This is a genomic window from Streptomyces sp. NPDC048277, assembly GCF_040652235.1.
In the GTDB taxonomy this organism is placed as follows: domain Bacteria; phylum Actinomycetota; class Actinomycetes; order Streptomycetales; family Streptomycetaceae; genus Streptomyces.
Window position 1 is genome coordinate 25388 of sequence record NZ_JBEZLQ010000018.1, and the last position, 17744, is coordinate 43131.

The 17744-nt window shown below is 73.5% G+C and carries 17 protein-coding genes; 13 read left to right on the forward strand and 4 right to left on the reverse strand.

What is annotated here, in order from left to right; translation table 11 throughout:
- Nucleotides 1–135 precede the first annotated feature (135 nt).
- From AB0D85_RS33140 to AB0D85_RS33180, 9 genes are read left to right on the forward strand one after another with little or no spacing between them, the layout of a single operon-like run.
- A complete protein-coding gene (locus AB0D85_RS33140; protein ID WP_362328408.1) occupies nucleotides 136–1227 on the forward strand; it encodes a DUF3344 domain-containing protein in 1092 nt (363 codons plus the stop codon).
- Nucleotides 1228–1284: 57 nt separating this feature from the next.
- Nucleotides 1285–2418: a glycosyltransferase gene (locus tag AB0D85_RS33145; RefSeq protein ID WP_362328410.1), complete on the forward strand. Its 1134-nt coding sequence runs from the start codon at nucleotides 1285–1287 to the stop codon at nucleotides 2416–2418.
- Nucleotides 2415–3836: an exopolysaccharide biosynthesis polyprenyl glycosylphosphotransferase gene (locus AB0D85_RS33150; RefSeq protein WP_362328412.1), complete on the forward strand. Its 1422-nt coding sequence runs from the start codon at nucleotides 2415–2417 to the stop codon at nucleotides 3834–3836. The genes AB0D85_RS33145 and AB0D85_RS33150 overlap by 4 nt, the downstream gene beginning before the upstream one ends.
- Before the next feature lie 2 nt (nucleotides 3837–3838).
- Nucleotides 3839–5137, forward strand: coding sequence for an O-antigen ligase family protein (locus AB0D85_RS33155; protein ID WP_362328414.1), 1299 nt, complete (start codon nucleotides 3839–3841; stop codon nucleotides 5135–5137).
- A complete protein-coding gene (locus AB0D85_RS33160) occupies nucleotides 5134–6807 on the forward strand; it encodes a lipid II flippase MurJ (protein ID WP_362328416.1) in 1674 nt (557 codons plus the stop codon). Before AB0D85_RS33155 ends, AB0D85_RS33160 begins: the two co-directional genes overlap by 4 nt.
- Nucleotides 6791–7546, forward strand: a complete 756-nt coding sequence (locus tag AB0D85_RS33165; RefSeq protein WP_362328418.1) for a polysaccharide deacetylase family protein — start codon at nucleotides 6791–6793, stop codon at nucleotides 7544–7546. Before AB0D85_RS33160 ends, AB0D85_RS33165 begins: the two co-directional genes overlap by 17 nt.
- On the forward strand, nucleotides 7547–8686 hold the full coding sequence (locus AB0D85_RS33170; RefSeq protein ID WP_362328420.1) for a glycosyltransferase: 1140 nt from the start codon (nucleotides 7547–7549) through the stop codon (nucleotides 8684–8686). It begins immediately after the preceding gene.
- Nucleotides 8683–9330 carry a lipopolysaccharide biosynthesis protein gene (locus AB0D85_RS33175; RefSeq protein ID WP_362328422.1) on the forward strand — a complete coding sequence of 216 codons (648 nt, stop codon included), beginning with the start codon at nucleotides 8683–8685 and terminating at the stop codon, nucleotides 9328–9330. Before AB0D85_RS33170 ends, AB0D85_RS33175 begins: the two co-directional genes overlap by 4 nt.
- Nucleotides 9327–10445: a GNAT family N-acetyltransferase gene (locus AB0D85_RS33180; RefSeq protein WP_362328424.1), complete on the forward strand. Its 1119-nt coding sequence runs from the start codon at nucleotides 9327–9329 to the stop codon at nucleotides 10443–10445. Before AB0D85_RS33175 ends, AB0D85_RS33180 begins: the two co-directional genes overlap by 4 nt.
- On the opposite strand, the gene AB0D85_RS33185 is transcribed toward AB0D85_RS33180, so the two are convergent.
- The gene (locus tag AB0D85_RS33185) at nucleotides 10442–11740 is read right to left on the reverse strand and encodes a glycosyl hydrolase (RefSeq protein WP_362328426.1); all 1299 of its coding nucleotides are present in this window, start codon (nucleotides 11738–11740) and stop codon (nucleotides 10442–10444) included. The two genes, AB0D85_RS33180 and AB0D85_RS33185, sit on opposite strands and share 4 nt — an antisense overlap.
- Nucleotides 11741–11876: 136 nt before the next feature.
- On the opposite strand from AB0D85_RS33185, the gene AB0D85_RS33190 reads away from it, so the two are divergent.
- Nucleotides 11877–13253, forward strand: coding sequence for an ATP-grasp domain-containing protein (locus AB0D85_RS33190; protein ID WP_362328428.1), 1377 nt, complete (start codon nucleotides 11877–11879; stop codon nucleotides 13251–13253).
- The gene (locus tag AB0D85_RS33195; protein ID WP_362328430.1) at nucleotides 13253–14509 is read left to right on the forward strand and encodes an FAD-dependent oxidoreductase; all 1257 of its coding nucleotides are present in this window, start codon (nucleotides 13253–13255) and stop codon (nucleotides 14507–14509) included. Before AB0D85_RS33190 ends, AB0D85_RS33195 begins: the two co-directional genes overlap by 1 nt.
- Nucleotides 14510–14567: 58 nt before the next feature.
- On the opposite strand, the gene AB0D85_RS33200 is transcribed toward AB0D85_RS33195, so the two are convergent.
- The 3 genes from AB0D85_RS33200 to AB0D85_RS33210 all read right to left on the reverse strand — a co-directional run bounded on the left by AB0D85_RS33200 (nucleotide 14568) and on the right by AB0D85_RS33210 (nucleotide 16359).
- Nucleotides 14568–15335 (reverse strand): chaplin family protein, encoded by a 768-nt coding sequence (locus AB0D85_RS33200; protein ID WP_362328432.1) that lies wholly within the window; start codon nucleotides 15333–15335, stop codon nucleotides 14568–14570.
- 129 nt (nucleotides 15336–15464) lie between these two features.
- Nucleotides 15465–15692 (reverse strand): chaplin, encoded by a 228-nt coding sequence (locus tag AB0D85_RS33205; protein WP_362328434.1) that lies wholly within the window; start codon nucleotides 15690–15692, stop codon nucleotides 15465–15467.
- Between the two features lie 250 nt (nucleotides 15693–15942).
- Nucleotides 15943–16359 carry a rodlin gene (locus AB0D85_RS33210; protein ID WP_362328436.1) on the reverse strand — a complete coding sequence of 139 codons (417 nt, stop codon included), beginning with the start codon at nucleotides 16357–16359 and terminating at the stop codon, nucleotides 15943–15945.
- 269 nt (nucleotides 16360–16628) lie between these two features.
- On the opposite strand from AB0D85_RS33210, the gene AB0D85_RS33215 reads away from it, so the two are divergent.
- On the forward strand, nucleotides 16629–17045 hold the full coding sequence (locus AB0D85_RS33215) for a rodlin (protein WP_362328438.1): 417 nt from the start codon (nucleotides 16629–16631) through the stop codon (nucleotides 17043–17045).
- A 230-nt stretch (nucleotides 17046–17275) separates the two neighbouring features.
- Nucleotides 17276–17689: a rodlin gene (locus tag AB0D85_RS33220; protein ID WP_362328440.1), complete on the forward strand. Its 414-nt coding sequence runs from the start codon at nucleotides 17276–17278 to the stop codon at nucleotides 17687–17689.
- Nucleotides 17690–17744 lie beyond the last annotated feature (55 nt).

Consider the following 17744-nt stretch of genomic DNA (forward strand, 5'->3'; position numbering starts at 1 on the left):
CACACATGCCCGGTTTCGACGGATTAATGCAGATGGCGATTAGAGTTGCGCATCTCCCGACTTACCCGTATTGGCATCCCATCGCACCCCTCCCGCCTCCCCCTCTCCCCTCTCCCCGAAAGGGCGAAGCCGGTCATGCGTCATCCCCTGGGCCCGCTGTTGCGCCGCACGTCGGTGAGCGCCCTCGCCCTCGCCGCGATCTGGGTACCCGGCACCGCCCGGGCGACCGCCCCGCCCGCCCCGGAATCCACGCGCATCCCCTTCGCCGAGCGCTACCACGCGGTGCTGCACGGCGGGTTCGCCCGCGCGGCCAACACATCCATCAGCTGCCGCACGGCGCCCGTCCAGGCCTCCGAACCGCCCTGCGCGGCGGCGCGCGAGGGCCGGGTCCCGGCGGTGAACGGCAGCTTCGACATGTTCTACGTCGACGTCGACGACGACCCCAACACCTACAACTCCTCCCGCGCCGAGGTCCGGCTGCCGGAGGGCGCCCGGGTGACGTACGCGCGGCTGTACTGGGGCGGCAACCTGCTGGCCGGCGAGCAGAAGCCGGCCAAGGACAACGGGCGGGTGCTGATCGCCGAACCGGGCGGCCAGTACAAGGAGTTGCTCGCCGACACCGTCGTGGGCCACCGGGTGGGCCGCGGCGCGGACGCCTTCCAGGCCTCGGCGGACGTCACCGGCCTGGTCCGGTCGAGCGGCGCGGGGCTGTGGACGGTCGGCCAGGTGAACGTGGCCATGGGAAGGTCGAGGTCCGGTGCCTGGGGCGGCTGGACACTGGTCGTGGCCTACGAGGACCCGGCGCAACCGCTGCGCGCGCTCTCCCTCTGGGACGGCTTCGACTCCCTCGACCGGCCGGCCGAGATTCGGCTGAACGGGGTACGCGCCCCGCGTGGCGCCACCGGCCAGGTGGGCCTGGTGGCCTACAACGGCGACCGGGGCGGCACGGGCGACTCGCTCACGCTCACCACCGCCGGCCGCACCCCCCGCCCGCTCGGCGACTCCGCCAACCCGGCCGACGACGTACTCAACTCCACGATCAACGACCCCGGACCGGTACGCGCCCGGCGTGAGCCCGCGTACGCCAACACGCTCGGCTACGACTCGGATGTGTTCGATCTAGGTACCGGTCTCGCGCAGGGCGGTGACCGGCCGACCTTCCGGCTCGTTTCCCAGCGCGACGCGGCGTGGGCGGGCGCGCTCTTCGCCGCCGTGGACGTGCAGTAGTGCGGCGCGTTCCCGCCCGCAGTCCCGAGCGCCCCCCGTGAGCGAGGAATCCCGCGTATGCACCGATCAGCAACCGACCCTCGGCCACGGGTCATGCACCTGACGCAACCCGTCGAGGGCGGCGTGGCCCGGGTGGTCCTGGACCTGGCGAAGGCCCAGCTCACGGCCGGTCTGCGGGTCACGGTGGCCTGCCCCGGTGGTGAACTGGCCGAGAGCGCGCGGGACCTGGGCGCCGAAGTGCGCCGGTGGCGCGCCGACCGCTCCCCGGGCGCCGGTCTCCGGCGCGAGGTACGACGGCTCGCCCACCTGCTCGACGAGGTACGGCCCGAACTGGTGCACGCGCACAGCGCCAAGGCGGGCCTCGCCGGACGGCTCGCCCTGCGCGGCCGCGTCCCGACCCTGTTCCAGCCGCACGCCTGGTCCTTCGAGGCGGTCGGCGGGGCCACCGCCGCGCTGGCGCTGCGCTGGGAGCGATGGGGCGCACGCTGGGCGCACCGGGTGGTGTGCGTCAGCGAGGCCGAGCGGGCGACCGGTGTACGCGCCGGTGTGCACGCCCGGTACGCCGTCGTCCCGAACGGCATCGACACCCAGTACTTCACCCCGGGGCCCGCCACCGGCAGGGCCCCCCTGGTGGTCTGCGTCGGCCGGCTGTGCCGGCAGAAGGGCCAGGACGTGCTGCTGCGAGCCTGGCCCCGGGTGCTCAGGCGGGTGCCGGACGCCCGGCTGGCACTGGTCGGCGACGGACCCGACCGGGACGCCCTGCGCCAACTCGCCCACGGTTCCGTCGAGTTCGTGGGCGCCACCGCGGACGTCCGGCCCTGGTACCGGGCCGCCGACCTGGTCGTGCTGCCCTCACGCTGGGAGGGCATGGCGCTGGCCCCGCTGGAGGCGATGGCCTGCGGGCGGCCGGTGCTGGTCACCGATGTCGACGGCGCCCGCGAGAGCCTGCCGCCCGCGCACGCCGCGCACTGTCTGGTACCGCCGGAGCAGCCGGATGTCCTGGCCGAGGCCGTCGCCCATCTTCTGCTCGCCCCGCAGCTGCGCGCCTCGCTCGGCGACCGGGGACGCCGGCACGTCCTGTCCACGCACGATGTGCGGCACACGACGGAGGCGGTCGCGGGGCTGTACCGCGAACTCCTCGGCGGGCGGCCGCTCATGTCCTTTGAGTGCAGGGAGTCCATCCACTCGTGACCGCGGAAAGCACCGTCCCCTCCCCCGGCCCGCAGCCACGGGAACACGGATACTCGCCCGTCTCGGTCCTGCCGGCCCGCACCTCCGGCGGCTTCCGGTTCCCGCTGCGGCGGCCGCCCGCGCGGCCCGCCTCCCCGGTGCCGCTGCCGGCCGCCGACCTGTGCGCCGCGCTGCTCGGCGCGGCCGCGCTCGACGAGGCCGTGCACCGGCCCGTCCTGGTCGGCCTGCTGGCGTGCGGGGCGATACTGCTGCGCCCGCCCGCGCCCGGCCGGATGGCGGGGGTCCTCGACGAACTGCCCGCCGTCTGCGGCCGGATCATGGTCGTCTGGCTGGGCCTCGCCGCCGCCGTCGCCGCCTGGGACCCGGACCGCGCGCTGTCCGCCCGCGCCCTGCTGCTGGGCTCCGCCCTGCATGCGGCGGCGGCGTGCGCCGGCCGCGGCCTGGTGCACTGGCGCCGCCGCCTCGCCCTGCTGCGCCACCCCCGCGCCGCCCTGGTCGTCGGCCCCGCCGCCACCGCCCAGCGGGTCGCCGCCGCCGTGCTGCGCCACCCCGGCTGCGGGGTACGGCCGGTCGGCGTCGTCGCCGAGCGCCCCGAGGGCCCCGCGGGACTGCCCGTGCTGACCACCGGCGAGGAGGTCGAGCGGGCCCTCATCCAGAACGGGGTCCGGGCCGTCCTCACCGTCCACCCCGGAGTCCGCACCGAACAGGGCCCGCTGCTGCGGGCGCTGGCCGAGTCGGGCTGCGTGGTCTGGGAGGTCGACGCGGACTCACCGGCGTACGAGATGCGCGACCAGCTCGCCGGGTTCTCCTGCCGCCGGCTGGAGATGGGATCGCGGCGGCGCGGCAGCGTCGGCAAGCGGGTGCTCGACATCGCCGTCTCCGGGACGGCGCTCGTCCTGGTCAGCCCGCTGCTCCTGCTCTTCGCCACGGTGCTCCGCCTCACCGACGGGCCCGGCGTGGTCTTCCGGCAGGAGCGCATCGGCAAGGGCGGCCGCCCCTTCACCCTGCTGAAGCTGCGCACCCACCGCCCGGTCGACGAGCACGAGGCCGCCACCCGGTGGAGCGTCGCCGGCGAGATCCGGATGAGCCGCTTCTGCCGCATCCTGCGCCAGACCTCGCTGGACGAGCTGCTCCAGCTGTGGAACGTGCTCTGGGGCGACATGAGCCTGGTCGGACCGCGCCCCGAACGGCCCTACTTCGTCGGCCAGTTCAGCCAGACCTACCCCGGCTACGCGGCCCGCCACCGGATGCGGACCGGCATCACCGGCCTCGCCCAGATCCACGGGCTGCGCGGCGACACCTCCATCGAGGACCGCGCCCGCTTCGACAACGCCTACATCGACAACTGGTCGCTGTGGCAGGACGTCTGCATCCTGCTGCGCACCGCGGCCGCGCTCGTGCGCTCGACGGGGAGCTGACCATGAGCTTCGCACTGTCCCCGGCCAGGCCCCTGCGGATGCCGCCGGTGCTGGCCGTGGCCGCCGTTCTCGCGGTCCTCGCGCTGCCGCTCACGGCCGGCGGCGGGGACGGCGGGGCCGGACCGGCCGACGCGGTGTCCGCCCTCGTGGTGCTGTACGCCGCGCTGCGGGCGGTACGGGGGCGGCGGCGGCCGTTGTCGCCGACGGCCGCGGTGATCCTGGGCATGCCGGTCGTGGGCCTGGCCGTCGCCGCGATGGGCGCGGCCTCGCCGGGGGCGGGGCTCACCGGCCTCGGCCGCTATCTCCAGGTGTTCGTCCTGGTCCCCGCCGCCGTACTGCTGCTGATCCGGGACCGCGCCGACTTCCGGCTGCTGGCCTGGTCGTTCGTGGCCCTCGCGGGGTGGGAGGGCGCGGTCGGGGTGCACCAGTACGTCACCGGGACCGGAGCGTCGTACCAGGGCGAGGAGATCCGCGCGGTCGGCACGTTCGGAGCGCAGGACGTGATGGGCATGGCGACGGTCGTGTCCTTCGGCCTCGTGTGCGCGCTCGGCCTGGCGCTCGGGCGGTCGCCGGTACGGCAGCGGGTGGCGGCGGGCGCGTGCGCGCTCGGGTTGCTGCTGCCGCTGGCCGTGTCCTTCAGCCGGGGCGCCTGGATCGCGACGGTGCTGACCTGCGGTGCCCAGCTGGCGCTCGCCGGACTGCGGCGGGCGCTCAAGGTGGCGGCGGTCGCGGTCGCGGCGGGCGTGGTGCTGGTGGGGGGCTTCGGGGTCGGTACGGCGATGCTCCAGGAGCGGCTCAGCAGCATCGGGCAGGTCACCGACGCGCCCGACCAGTCGGTGATCGACCGGTACACGCTGTGGGCGGCGGCGACCGGGATCTGGCGCCGGCACCCCGTCGACGGGGTCGGGCTGAAGAACTTCCCGGCGTACCGGGACGGACACGCGTCGCTGGCGCTGTCCTCCGGGAGCGACACGGAGGGGGCGGGGGCGGCGTACCGGAAGCAGCCGCTGCTGTCGCCGCACGACATGTATCTGCTGGTGCTGAGCGAGCAGGGGCTGCTCGGGCTGCTGGCGCTGGGCGGGAGCTGGCTGGCGTTGTTGGTGTGCGGGTTGCGGGGGCTGTGGCGCACCAAGGCTGACGGCCGTGGTCTCGACTGTGCGCTGGTGGCCTGTGGGTTGTTGGTCTGGCAGCTCGTGGACTTCGTGTACGCGGACATCGGGGGGCCGTCGACGGTGCTTACGGCCGTCGTCTTCGGGGTGGTGGCCTGGTGGGCGTTGGTGGGGACGGAGCGCGTTCGATGACAGTGACGCCTTCGAGTTCCAAGGCTTCGGGGGTACCTGCGCCGCGTGTCGACTGCGAGCCGGTGGGGGCTGATCGCGCAGTTCCCCGCGCCCCTGAAGGGGCGCCTCCCTCACGGGGTTTTCTTGCGAGGGCCGCTCTCGTCACCGCCGTGCTCTCCGTGCTCGGGTCGCTTCTCGGGCTCGTCCGGGACCAGTCCCTTGCGCGGCTCTTCGGGGCCGGGCGGGACACCGACGCCTTTCTCGTCGCCTGGACCATTCCCGAGTTCGCCGCCACTCTCCTCATCGAGGACGGACTGGCCTTCGCGCTCATCCCCGCCTTCAGCCTGGCGCTCGCGCGCAGGGCGCAGGGGGCGCCCGGCGACCCCGTGCGGGCCCTGGTCGCCGGGACGCTTCCCAAGCTCGCGCTCGCCTTCACCGCTGTCGGCGCCCTTCTCATCGGCGGGGCCCCGCAGCTCGTCGAGGTGCTCGCGCCCGGGCTCCGGGACCCCGGGCTCGCCGTCGACTGCACCCGGCTCACCGCCACCTGTGTGCTGACCTTCGGGCTGGCCGGCTACTGCAGTGCCGCCCTCCGTGCCCACCGGCGTTTTCTCGCGCCGGCCGCGATCTACGTCGCCTACAACGCCGGGATCATCACGGCGATGTTCGCCCTCGGCGGGCACTGGGGCGTGCGGTCGGCCGCGTTCGGGGTGGCGGCCGGGGGCTGCCTGATGGTCGCCGTACAACTGCCCGCCCTGCTGGGGCGGTTGCGGCGCCAGGGCAAACCGTCGGCCGGTGGTGGTGCCGTCGCCGAGTCGCAGCCCATGAACGTGGCCCTGATGGCCACCGTGCTGCTGTTCGCGCTGTGCCGACAGTCGCAGGTGCTGATCGAGCGGTTCCTCGCCTCGCATCTGCACTCCGGGGCGATCTCGCACCTGAACTACGCGCAGAAGGTCGCGCAGATCCCGATGACGATGTCGATGATGCTGTGCACGGTCACCTTCCCGGTGGTGGCCCGGGCGCTGGCCGAGGGCGACACCGAGCGGGCCCGGAGCCGGGTGGAGCGGGATCTCTCGGTGGCCGCGAGTGTCGTCCTGCTCGGCACCGCCGTGGTCGTGGCCTGTGCGCCGCAGGTCATCCGCGTCCTGTTCCAGCGCGGGGCGTTCACCCCGGACGACACCGCCGCCACCGCCGGGGTGATGCGCGTGTACGCGCTCGGACTGCTCGGGCAGACCCTGACCGGTGTGCTGGTCCGCTCCTACTTCTCGGCGGGCCGCGCCACCTGGTACCCGGTCGCCGCGATGGCCTCCGGGATCGTCGTGACCTCCTGGATCGGCGCGTTGACGGTCGGCCCGTTCGGCGTCACCGGCATCGCCGCCGCCAACGCCACCGGCATCACCGCGACCGCCGTGCTGCTGCTGGCCGGCATGGGTCCGCGCAGCGTCCCGATCCGTACCCGGCAGGTGCTGGGCGAGCTCAGCAGGCCGGTCCGGGCGGCCCTCATCGCCGCCGTCGTCGGGATCTTCGTCGCCCAGCGCCCGGCGGATCCGCTCACCGGTCTGGCCGCCGGGGCCGCGACCGTGACCGCCGTCTTCGTCCTGATCGGCTGGGCCCTGGACGCCCAGGGCTTCGCACCCGCACTCCGTTCCGTAGGCACCGTCACCCGAAGGCTCGCGCATGCCGTCTTCCACTGAGTCCGCCGAGAGGGTCGAACGCCTCTCCGGTCCCGTCCCCTGGGTCGCCATGTACCACTCGGTGGGCGACCGCTCCGACGATCCGTACCGCGTCACCGTCACCCCCGACCGGCTGGAGAGACAGCTCCGCTGGCTGCGCCGGCGGGGGCTGCGCGGGGTGCCGATCGCCGAGCTGCTCGCCGCCCGGGCCCGGGGGGAGGGACGCCGGCTGGTGGGGCTCACCTTCGACGACGGGTACGCCGACTTCCTCGACCACGCCCTGCCCCTCCTCGACCGCTGGGGCTGCGGCGCCACCCTCTTCGTGCTGCCCGGACGGCTCGGCGGCGACAACGCCTGGGATCCGCTCGGCCCGCGCAAGCCGCTGCTCACCGCCGACGGGATCCGGCGGGCGGCGGCCGACGGCGTGGAGATCGGTTCGCACGGGCTGACCCATGTCGATCTGACGAAGGCGGACACGGAGACGCTCAGGGCGGAGACCGCGCGCAGCCGGGCCCTGCTGGAGGAGCTGGTCCAGTCCCCCGTCGACGGTTTCTGCTACCCCTACGGCACCGTCGACCGGCGTGCCGTCGACGCCGTGCGGGACGCGGGATACGGCTACGCCTGCGCCATCGACCCCGGCGACCTGAACGGCGTCCACGCCCTCCCCCGGGTGCACATCGGCCAGAACGACCACGCCGTACGCCTCTTCCTGAAGTACCGGCTGCACCGGCTGCGCCGCCGTCCCGTCGAAGGACTGTGAATGAAGGCGCTGCATGTCATCACGGGGCTCGGGGTGGGCGGGGCGGAGCAGCAGCTCCGGCTGCTGCTGCGCCACCTGCCCGTCCCCTGCGATGTCGTCACGCTCACCAACCCGGGACCGGTCGCGCACGGGCTGGCCGCCGACGGGGTGCGGGTGGTCCATCTCGGCATGGCCGGGAACCGGGACCTGGGGGCGCTGCCCCGCCTGGTCCGGGTGATCCGGCGGGGCCGCTACGACCTCGTCCACACCCATCTCTACCGGGCCTGTCTGTACGGCCGGATCGCCGCCCGGCTGGCGGGGGTCCGGGCCGTGGTCGCCACCGAGCACTCCCTCGGCGACTCCCAGCTGGAGGGACGTGAACTGACCTCCGGGGTACGGGCGTTGTACCTCGCGGGCGAACGGCTCGGGCGCTCCACGGTCGCGGTCTCGCCGACCGTCGCCGAGCGGCTGCGCCGGTGGGGGGTGCCGGGGCCGCGGATCGAGGTCGTCCCGAACGGCATCGACCTGGAGCGGTTCCGCTTCGACCCGGCCGTGCGACGGCGCACCCGCGAGGCCCTGGGGCTCCCGCAGGACGCCTATGTCATCGGCGGCATCGGGCGGCTCGCGCCCGGCAAACGGTTCGACGTACTGATCGAGGCCCTGACCCAACTCCCGCCCGAGTACTGGATGTTGCTGGTGGGCGGGGGTCCGGAGGAGGGCACGCTGCGGCGCTTCGCCCGCGCTGCCGGGGTCGCCGGTCGTGTGCTGTTCACCGGCGAGCGGCCGTATGTCTCCGACCGCTCGCAGGACCCGGACCTGCCCTCCCTCACCTCCGCCATGGACGTGCTCGCCTCGCCGTCGGCGGAGGAGGCCTTCGGGCTCGCCGTCGTCGAGGCGCTGGCCGCCGGGCTGCCCGTGCTCTACAGCTCCTGCCCGGCGGTCGAGGACCTGCCGCCCGCCGCCGCCCCGGGCGCCCGCCGCATCGAGGGCGGTGCCGGCGCCTACGCCGAGGCGCTGGCCGCCGCCCGCGCCGCCGGACCCGGCCCGCGCACCGCGCCGGAGGCCGCCCGTCACTACTGCATCACCCGCAGCGCCGCCCAGCTCATGGACGTCTACGCCGCCGCACTCGCCACCACACCCCAGGGAGTCAGTACGCCATGACCGAGAACCCCATCCGAGCACCCCGTCGCTTCGCCCGCGCGGTGCGGCCCTGGTCGCTGCTGGCGGCCGGGGTCGTCGTCGGCGGCGCGCTGGGCGGCGCCTACGGACGGCTCGAACCCCGCACCTACACGGCGACCAGCTATGTCATCGCCGTCCCCACCGACAGGTCCGACACCGCGTCCACCCAGGGCTTCGCACAGGCCTACGGCCGGGTCGCCACCCAGCTCGCGGTGCTCGGGGACGCGCAGATGTGGGCCGGGGTGCCGGTGAACACCCTGCGCAACAGCGTGCAGACGGAGACCTCGCCGGACGCGCCGATGGTCGCCGTCTCGGCCACCTCGCGCCACCCCCTCCAGGCCGCCGACATGGCGAACGCGGTGGCCCGCTCGCTCGCCCAGCACGCCAACGACACCAAGGCCGACACCCACGTCGAACTCCTCCAGTTCTCCCGGGCGCTGAAGCCGACCGCGCCCTCCTCCGCGTCCCCGAAGGTGACCGGGCTCGTGGGCGCGAGCGCGGGCGGGCTGCTGGGCGGGCTGGTGCTCCTGGTACGGCCCCGGCGCCGCGAGGAGGTGACCGGGACCGCCGTACAGGCCTCCGTGCCCGGTCCCGCGGTCGCCGCCGACGTACACGGACAGCTGTGACGGCGACGGCCTACCCGACGCTCGCCGCGTACACCACCGAACTCGTCACCGACGAACGCGCCTTCGCCGAGCTGGCCCCCGCCTGGGGCCGCCTCTACCGGCGGTGCTCCACGGCCACCCCGTTCCAGAGCCACGCCTGGCTGCACTCCTGGTGGCGCTCGTACGGGGTGCCCGGACGGCTCCGCCTCGTCCTGGTGCGCCACGGCGGCGACCTGGTGGCCGCGGCCCCGCTGATGCTGGTCCGCCGGCCGCTGCCCGCGCTGGTGCCGCTCGGCGGGGCGATCTCGGACTACGCGGACGTGCTGCTCGTCGACGCCGACGACGGCCGGGTGGCGGACGCGCTCACCCAGGAGCTCGCGACGGCGGCCAGGACCGCGCTGATCGACTTCCGCGAGGTGCGGCCGGGCGGTGCGGTGGAGCGGGTCTACGACCGCTGGCGCGGGCCCTGCCGGAAGGTGCCGGACTCGCTCTGCCTGGAGCTGCCCGCGGTGTCGATGGACGAGCTGGTCACCCGGCTGCCGGCCGGCAAGGCCCAGCGGGTGCGCGCCAAGCTGCGCAAGCTGGGCTCGCTCGGGGTACGCCGGGACGTCGTGGCACCCGACGGGGTCGACACGGCGCTGCAGCGCCTCCTCGAACTGCACCGGCTCCAGTGGCAGGGCCGGAAGGTGACCACCGAGCATCTGCAGTCCCGGTTCCGGGAGCATCTGGTGCGCTCGGTGGGGCCGATGGTGCGCTCCGGGGACGCGGTGGTCACCGAGTTCCGCCTCGACGACGAGGTGGTCGCCGTCGATCTGACGCTGCTGTCGCCCAGCCTGGCCGGCGGCTATCTGTACGGGGCGCATCCACGGCTGCGGGAGCAGAAGGCGGACGTGGCGGTGATGCTCCTGGACGCCTGCACCCAGCACACCGGCACCAGCGAGCGCGGTGCGCTCAGCCTGCTGCGCGGCAACGAGCCGTACAAGCACCACTGGCGGCCCCAGCCGGTCGTCAACCAGCGGCTGTTGCTGGCCCGGCGGCGTACCGCCCCGCTGCTGACGGCGGCGCTGGGCGACGCCGCCGCCCGGCAGCGGGTCAAGGAGGTGCTGCACCGTTGGAAGGAACACCGGCAGGACTAGCGCGTACCCGGCGTGGTGGCGCAGGCGGGCGTGGCGGGCGGCTTGAGGACCGGGGTCGGCGTGGGCGTGGGTGTGGACGTGGGTGTCGGCGTCGGCGTCGCGCTGTCGGTGTGGCTGGAGAGCTCGGAGCGGTAGACCCCCGACGAGCGTGGGTTGGCCGAGCACTGCCAGACGCCGTGCGGGCAGTAGTCGGTCAGCGTGTTGTACAGCGGCTCGTGCACGTCCATCCAGGCGAGCATCCGCCGCATGTACTCGGCGTTGTCACCGTTGCGGAAGAGACCCCATTCCGGATAGGAGACGGGCTTCCCGTGGGCCTTCGCGAAATCGACGTGCTGCTGAAGCCCATAAGGCTCCCGGACCTGTTCGTCGAAGGAAATTCCGGTCGGCTGGTCGTAGGAATCCATGCCGATGATGTCGACCGTGTCGTCCCCCGGATAGCACTGCGTCCACGGTACGGCGTCGCGCCCCCGGCTCGGCGTGAAGTCGAACCTGAATTTCTGGCCCGGCACCGCACGCATGGTGGTGACGATCCTGTTCCAGTACTTCTTCCAGGCCTCCGGGTCCGGCCCGCAACGATGGGTGTAGGTAGTGCCGTTCATCTCCCAGCCGAGCACGATGACCGTGTCCGGCACCCGCAGCTCCACCAGCCGCTCGGCCAGGGCCCGGAAGTGGTGATCGAACTCCCCGGCCGCGCCCCGCGCCAGCAGTCCGCGGACGTCGGTGTCGTCGATGCCCTCCTCGTTGCGCTCCTGCATGGGGACGTTGAGGACGAGCATCCGGTCGGCCTTCTGCCGCCGCCAGTGCGCCCAGACGTCCAGGAAGCCGGGGGCGCCCTCGATGTCGCTCCACCGGTCGCCGGGCAGATACGTGTGCGCGACCTTCAGCTCGGTGCCGCCGAGCCAGCTGCTCAGCTGGGCCATGCGCGCCACCCCCAGCGGGCCGGAGTCGAGGAACGCCCCGAAGGCCGGGGGCACGGGCGCGACGGGCGCGGGACTGGCCGTTGTGGGTGTGGGCGTGGGACGCGCCGGGACCGGTGTGGGACTCACCGGTGCCGGAGCGTGGCCCGCCGGGACGGGCAGGGGAGCCGCCGACGCCGGGACGGACGTCGTGGGAGTCGGAGCCGGTGCCGGGTCCGTGACCCGCGCCGCCCCCGCGCCCGCGCCCGCGCCCACGCCCACGCCCGCGGCGAATCCCGGACCGGCGGTCAGGGCCGCCGAGGCGACCACGACCGCCGCCGCGACCACGGCCCGACGGCACGACCGGGACCTCGGCCGCATTCGTTGCTGCGGAGCCATGCCTGCTCCTTTCTCCTCCAGTTCTCTGACAGTTCTCTGACACTCAGTCATATCAATATGAATTCCGCCAGTGTGATTGCGGCTTTCGGGTGTCCCGAAAGCCCGCACGGGTGAACCGACGCAAAGGAAAAGGTCCGTGTCGCTGCTAGACATCCGGGTTCCCGCGGTTCTGCTGCGGATCGACCGGAATCCCTTTCACCACGGCACCCTGGGGGCCGTGCGCTCCCTCGGCAGAGCCGGCGTGGAGGTCCATGTGGTCGCCGAGTCCACCGGAAGTCCGGTCCGCAAGTCCCGTTTCGTACGACAGCTGCATCCGCCGCCGGCACCGGGCGCGTCGCCCGCCGAGATCGCGGCCGCACTGGACACGGTGGCGGCGCGGATCGCCCGTCCGGCGGTGCTGATCCCGATGGACGACGCGAGCGCCATCGCGGTCGGCCGGCACCGCGAGGACCTCGCCCCCTCCTACCTGCTCCCGCAGCAGCCCGCCGCGCTGCCGGAACGGGTCGCCGACAAGGCGGAGTTGGCCGAGGTGTGTGTGGCGGCCGGGATCCCGCACCCGCAGACGCTGGTCCCGGACAGCGCCGAGCAGGCCGCCGCCGCTGCCTGGCGGCTCGGCCTTCCGGTGGTCGCCAAGTGGAGTCGGCCCTGGCTGGTGCCGGCCGGGTCCGGGCTGCGCAGCACGGTCGTGGTGCGTTCGGCGCGGGAGGCGCGGGAGCTGTTCCTGCGGGCCGAGGAGGCGGGCAGCAGGCTGCTGCTCCAGCAGTTCCTGCCGCCGGGCCCGGACCGCGACTGGTTCTTCCACGGCTACGCCGACCGCACCGGGGCGGTGCGCGCGGGCGGCCCCGGCCGCAAGCAGCGGGCCTGGCCGCGCGGGGCGGGCCTCACGGCCGTCGGCCTGTGGACACCCAACGCGCAGGTCCAGGCGCTGGCCGAGCGGCTCACCGGCGAGCTGGGCTTCCGGGGCATCTTCGACCTGGACTTCCGGCGCTGCGGCAGCACCGGCCGCTACCACCTGCTGGACTTCAACCCGCGTCCCGGCGCCCAGTTCCGGCTCTTCGCCGACAGCGCGGGCCTGGACGTCGTACGCGCCCTGCACCTGGACCTGACCCACCGTCCGCTGCCCGCCGGGGTGCCGCTGGCCGGGCGGGCGTTCGTGGTGGAGAACTACGCGCCGCTGAGCGCGCTGCGCCCGGCCCCGCGCGGGCGGGAGCTGGCCTGGAGCGCCCCGGACGACCGGGGGCCGGGCCTCGCGATGTGGGCGCTGTGGGGCCGGCACGTGACGGGCCGGCTCCTGGACCGGCTGCACCGCGGCATGACCCTCCCGGCCTCGCGACCGCTCTCCGCCGTGGTCCGCCAGGCCGGGGAACCGGCGGGGGAACGGGCCGGGGCACCGGCCGGGTCCCGGGCCGGTTCACGGGCCGGTGAGCCCGCCCTGACCGGCCTGGACGAGGAACTCTCCGGTCTGACCGGCCGGTCCGCGATGTCCGACGACGAGAAAGCGAGCAGCTGCTGATGTACGACCTGCTGGTGGTGGGCGCGGGCCCGTACGGCCTGTCCATCGCCTCCCATGCCGCGGCGGCGGGCCTGAACGTGCGGGTCTTCGGCCGCCCGATGGCGTCCTGGCGTGACCACATGCCCCGTGGGATGTTCCTCAAGTCCGAGCCCTGGGCCTCCAACCTGTCGGACCCCGAGGCGCGTTGGCGGCTGGACGTCTACTGCGCGGGCCGGGGGGTGGCGGCCGAGCACGGGCGGCCGATCCCGCTGGACATGTTCAGCGAGTACGGCCTGTGGTTCGCCCGCAACGCGGCCCCGGCCGTCGACGAGCGCACGGTCACCCGTGTCGCGCCCCGGGACGGCGGCTTCGAGGTCACCACGGCGGACGGCGAGACCGTGCCGGGCCGGACCGTCGCCCTCGCCATCGGTGTGCTGCCGTTCGTCGAGATCCCCGCCGCCCTGCGCGGCCTCTCCCCCGACCTGGTCTCGCACAGCAGCCACCACGCCGACCTCGACCGCTTCGCGGGCCGGGACGTCACGGTGATCGGCGGCGGTCAGGCGGCCCTGGAGACGGCCGCGATCCTCGCCGAACAGGGCAGCAGGGTAAGGGTGTTGGTACGCGCCGACGAACTGTGCTGGAACGAGGTGCCGCCGCCCTGGGAGCGCCCCTGGTGGCAGTCGGCCCGCTCCCCGCACAGCGGGCTCGGCCCCGGCTGGCGCAACTGGTTCTACTCCGAGCGGCCGGGCCTGTACCGGCGGCTCGCGGAGCCGACCCGGGCCCGGATCGCGGCCACCGCCCTCGGTCCGGCCGGCGCCTGGTGGGTGCGGGAGCGGGTGGAGTCCGGGGTGGAGGTGCTGCTCGGCCGCGAGGTGACGGCGGCCCGCGCGACGGCGGGCGGGGTGCGCCTGGACACCGGGATCCGGGGCGGCGGGGTGGGCACGCTGGAGACCGAACACGTCATCGCGGCCACGGGGTTCAAGGCCACCCGGGAGCGGCTCGGGCTGCTGGCCGGCGAGGTCCGCACGACGCTGGTGACGGGGGCCGACGGGGCGCCGGAGGTCGGCCGGGACTTCGAGTCGTCGTACCCCGGGCTGTTCCTGGCCGGTCTGATCACGGCGGCGGGCTTCGGCCCGGCGATGCGCTTCGTGCACGGCGCCACGTTCACCGCGGGCACGCTGGTGCGCGGGGTACGGCGGCGGCTGCGCTCGGGCCCGGCCGGCTGGGGCGTCCCGGCGGGGCGCCGGGAGCGGACACCGGACGCGGTGCGCGGCTGACGGGCGGGTGCCGGGCGTCTGGGGCGTCCGGCACCCGTCGTCTCCACTACGGCACGGACTACGACCGGCGGGACGTGGCCCGGCCCCGCCGGTACAGGATCGTCCCGCCCGCGATCAGTACGGCGCTGGCGGCCGAGGCCGCGAGCATGCCCTCACTGCCGGTGTGCGCGAGGGTGGGCGGCGCTCCGTGCTGCTGCCCACCACCGGGCGGAGTCGTGAGGCTCGGCGGGGTCGAGTGGCGCGGCGGGGTCGAGTGGGCCGGTGGACTCGGCGGAGTGGAATGGGCCGGCGGGCTCGGCGGAGTGGAGTGGCGCGGCGGTGCCGGCGGAGTGGAGTGGCCGGGCGGGGACGGCGGGGTCGAGTGGCCCGGCGGAGTGTCGGTGCAGGGGGGAGAGTTGTGGCCGCCGTGGGGAGGCGGGGTGTCCTGACCGTAGGAGGGCGGGGTCTGCCCACCGTGGGAGGGCGGGGCCGAGTCGCCGTACGCGGGAGGCGCGTCGCCGTAGCCGGAGTCGCCGTAACCCGAGTCCCGGTGGTGGCCGTAGGGCATCCCGTGGAAGCGGCTGTCGGAGTGCCTGTGCGAATCCGAGGTGTTGACACAGGAGTTGCCGAAGGCCGGGTTCAACGCGGAGGCCGCGTCGACCGAGTTGCCGCAGATGTTGATCGGTACGTTCACCGGGGCCTGGACGTTGTTGCCGGACAGGACGCCCGGTGAGCCGCCCGCGGCCCCGGTCGCGTCCGAGTCGGCGAATGCGGGACTTCCGTACAGGGACAGAATGCTCGTCGCGGCGGCGGCCGCGAACACTCCCCTGCTGAGGGTCTGTCGCAATCTCGTTGTCTTCCTGCTTGTTGCTGCTCGAAGAATGGGGAAGGCCGGCCTCGGAGCGCGGATGCGAAGGACCGGCGCTCCGGGGCCGGCCGTGAATCAGCCGGGGGCTGCTGCGCTGCGCCGACTTCGTCAGCCGTTGACGCAGGTGTTGCCGAGCGTGGGGTTCAGCAGCGCGATGATGTCGATGGTGTTGCCGCAGAGGTTGATCGGCACGTGGATCGGGATCTGGATCACGTTGCCGGAGAGAACGCCCGGGGAACCGACGGCGGCACCCTCCGCACCGGCGTCCGCGAAGGCCGGGGCGGCACCGCCCAGGGCCAGGATCGCGCCGACGACGACAGCTGCGGTCTTCTTCATGAACTATCCCTTCTCTTCGGTCATGCCCGTGTGACGGCCGAAACCGAGGCGAGCACAGCATGGTCGGCTCGCACCATGACCGGCAGGATGTAGAACGAGGAATAGACGGAGAAGGAAACTACGGAACGCGTGCCGTCCGGTAATTCACTCGAACGCCTTCACAGAATTGACGTCACGGGGAAGGCAGCAAAAAAGCCGTTCGGGCGACGCGTAATCACACGCCGCCCGAACGGATTTCACCTCACCGGAATCACTGGTTGGCGATGCCGTTCGCGGAGAGCACCGCGATGTCGTCCACCAGGTGCGACAGCGGCTCGTCGCCCTTGGCCTGCGTCGAGTTCTCCGCACACTGCTGGTTCTGCGCGGCGGACAGGATCGGCACGTCCTGCAGGACGCCGACGGATGCGAGGCCGGAGACCACGCTCTGGACGTTCGCCTTCAGGGGCAGGCCGACACAGAGCTTGTTCAGCGAGCCCCCGACCAGGGTGGCCTGGGGGCTCATGTTGCCCTTGGTCACCGCGTTGCCGAACGCCTCATGGGCGCCGTTGCCGCTGGCGGAGGTGGTGCCGTTGTCATTGCCGGTGGCAAGCGCCTGGGGGGCTGCCGCCGCCGACACACCTACGACGGACACGGCGACCGCCGCCGCGGCCATTGCCTTCTTCAGCATTTCGCTTTTCCTTTCCCGGCTTTGAGCCAAGACGGACGTTCCTGCCCGGCATCAACCGCTCGCATCCGGAATGGTTGCGGCACGGGCCCGGTACGTCACCCGATCGGACCGGTGGCTCGGCCCGAATTCCCCGTGAACACTGGGCGGGTGACGGAATCGGGGTTTGCCGGGCCGTGGGCCATTGGAGTGAAGGGGAGCAACCAACCGGATCACCGGCAGTTGACCAGGGCGCTCCGGTGGACGGGGTGTCCTCAGAAGGGAATTGACAAGTGATCAAGAAGATTCTGGCCTCCGCCGCTGTCGCAGCCTCCGTCGTCGGCGTCTCGGCCGCGGCCGCGGCGCCGGCCCTGGCCACCGGCAACGACCACGGCACCACCTCGGCCAGCGGCAACGGCGCCTTCCAGTCGTTCGGCAACTCCGCCACGTACGGCAACATGAGCCCCCAGATGGCGCTCATCCAGGGCTCCTTCAACAAGCCGTGCATCGCCCTGCCCGCGAAGCTGAACCTCCAGAGCGTGGCCGCCGTCGGTGCCGCCGTCGGCGTTCTGCAGGACGTGCCGATCCTGTCCGCGCCGCAGAACCAGCAGTGCGTCGAGAACTCGACGCAGGCCAAGGGCGACGAGCCGCTGTCGCACATCCTGGACGACATCGCGATCCTGGCCGCGAACGGCGTCAAGAACCGGTAGTCCGGACCTCCCCCGCCCCCAAGGGCCTCGACCGACGGGCCGCCGACTTCTCGGCGGCCCGTCGGCCTGTGAGGCGCCATCCCACGATTCCGTCCGGGCGAACGGGGTGTTTATCGAGTTATCGGACTCGGTTACTCCAATCGGGGCAAAGGACGCAACCCCGGCGGGTCCCCGGCCGTTGATGATCACGCAGCTCCTCCCCGGAGTCCGCCTTTTCGAAGGGAACAAACATGAAGAAGCTGTGGGCAACCGCGGCTGTCGCCGCCACCGTCGCCGGCCTCGCCGCCACGGCCGCCCCCCAGGCCCTGGCGACCGGCAACGACCACGGCACCACCTCGGCCAGCGGCAACGGCGCCAAGTCCGAGTTCGGCAACTCGGCCACGTTCGGCGACCAGAGCCCGCAGCTCTCGCTGGTCCAGGGCACGCTGAACAAGCCGTGCATCGCCCTGCCGGTCAAGGCCAACATCCAGAGCGTGGTCGCCGGTGCCGCCGCCGTCGGCGTCCTGCAGGACGTGCCGATCCTCTCCGCGCCGCAGAACCAGCAGTGCGTCGAGAACTCGACCCAGGCCAAGGGCGACGAGCCGCTGTCGCACATCCTGTCCGACATCGCGGCCCTCTCCGCCAACGGTGCCGGCAACAGGTAGTCCTGACACTCCGCGGGCGGCGGGTCACCGGTTCTTCCGGTGGCCCGCCGCCTTC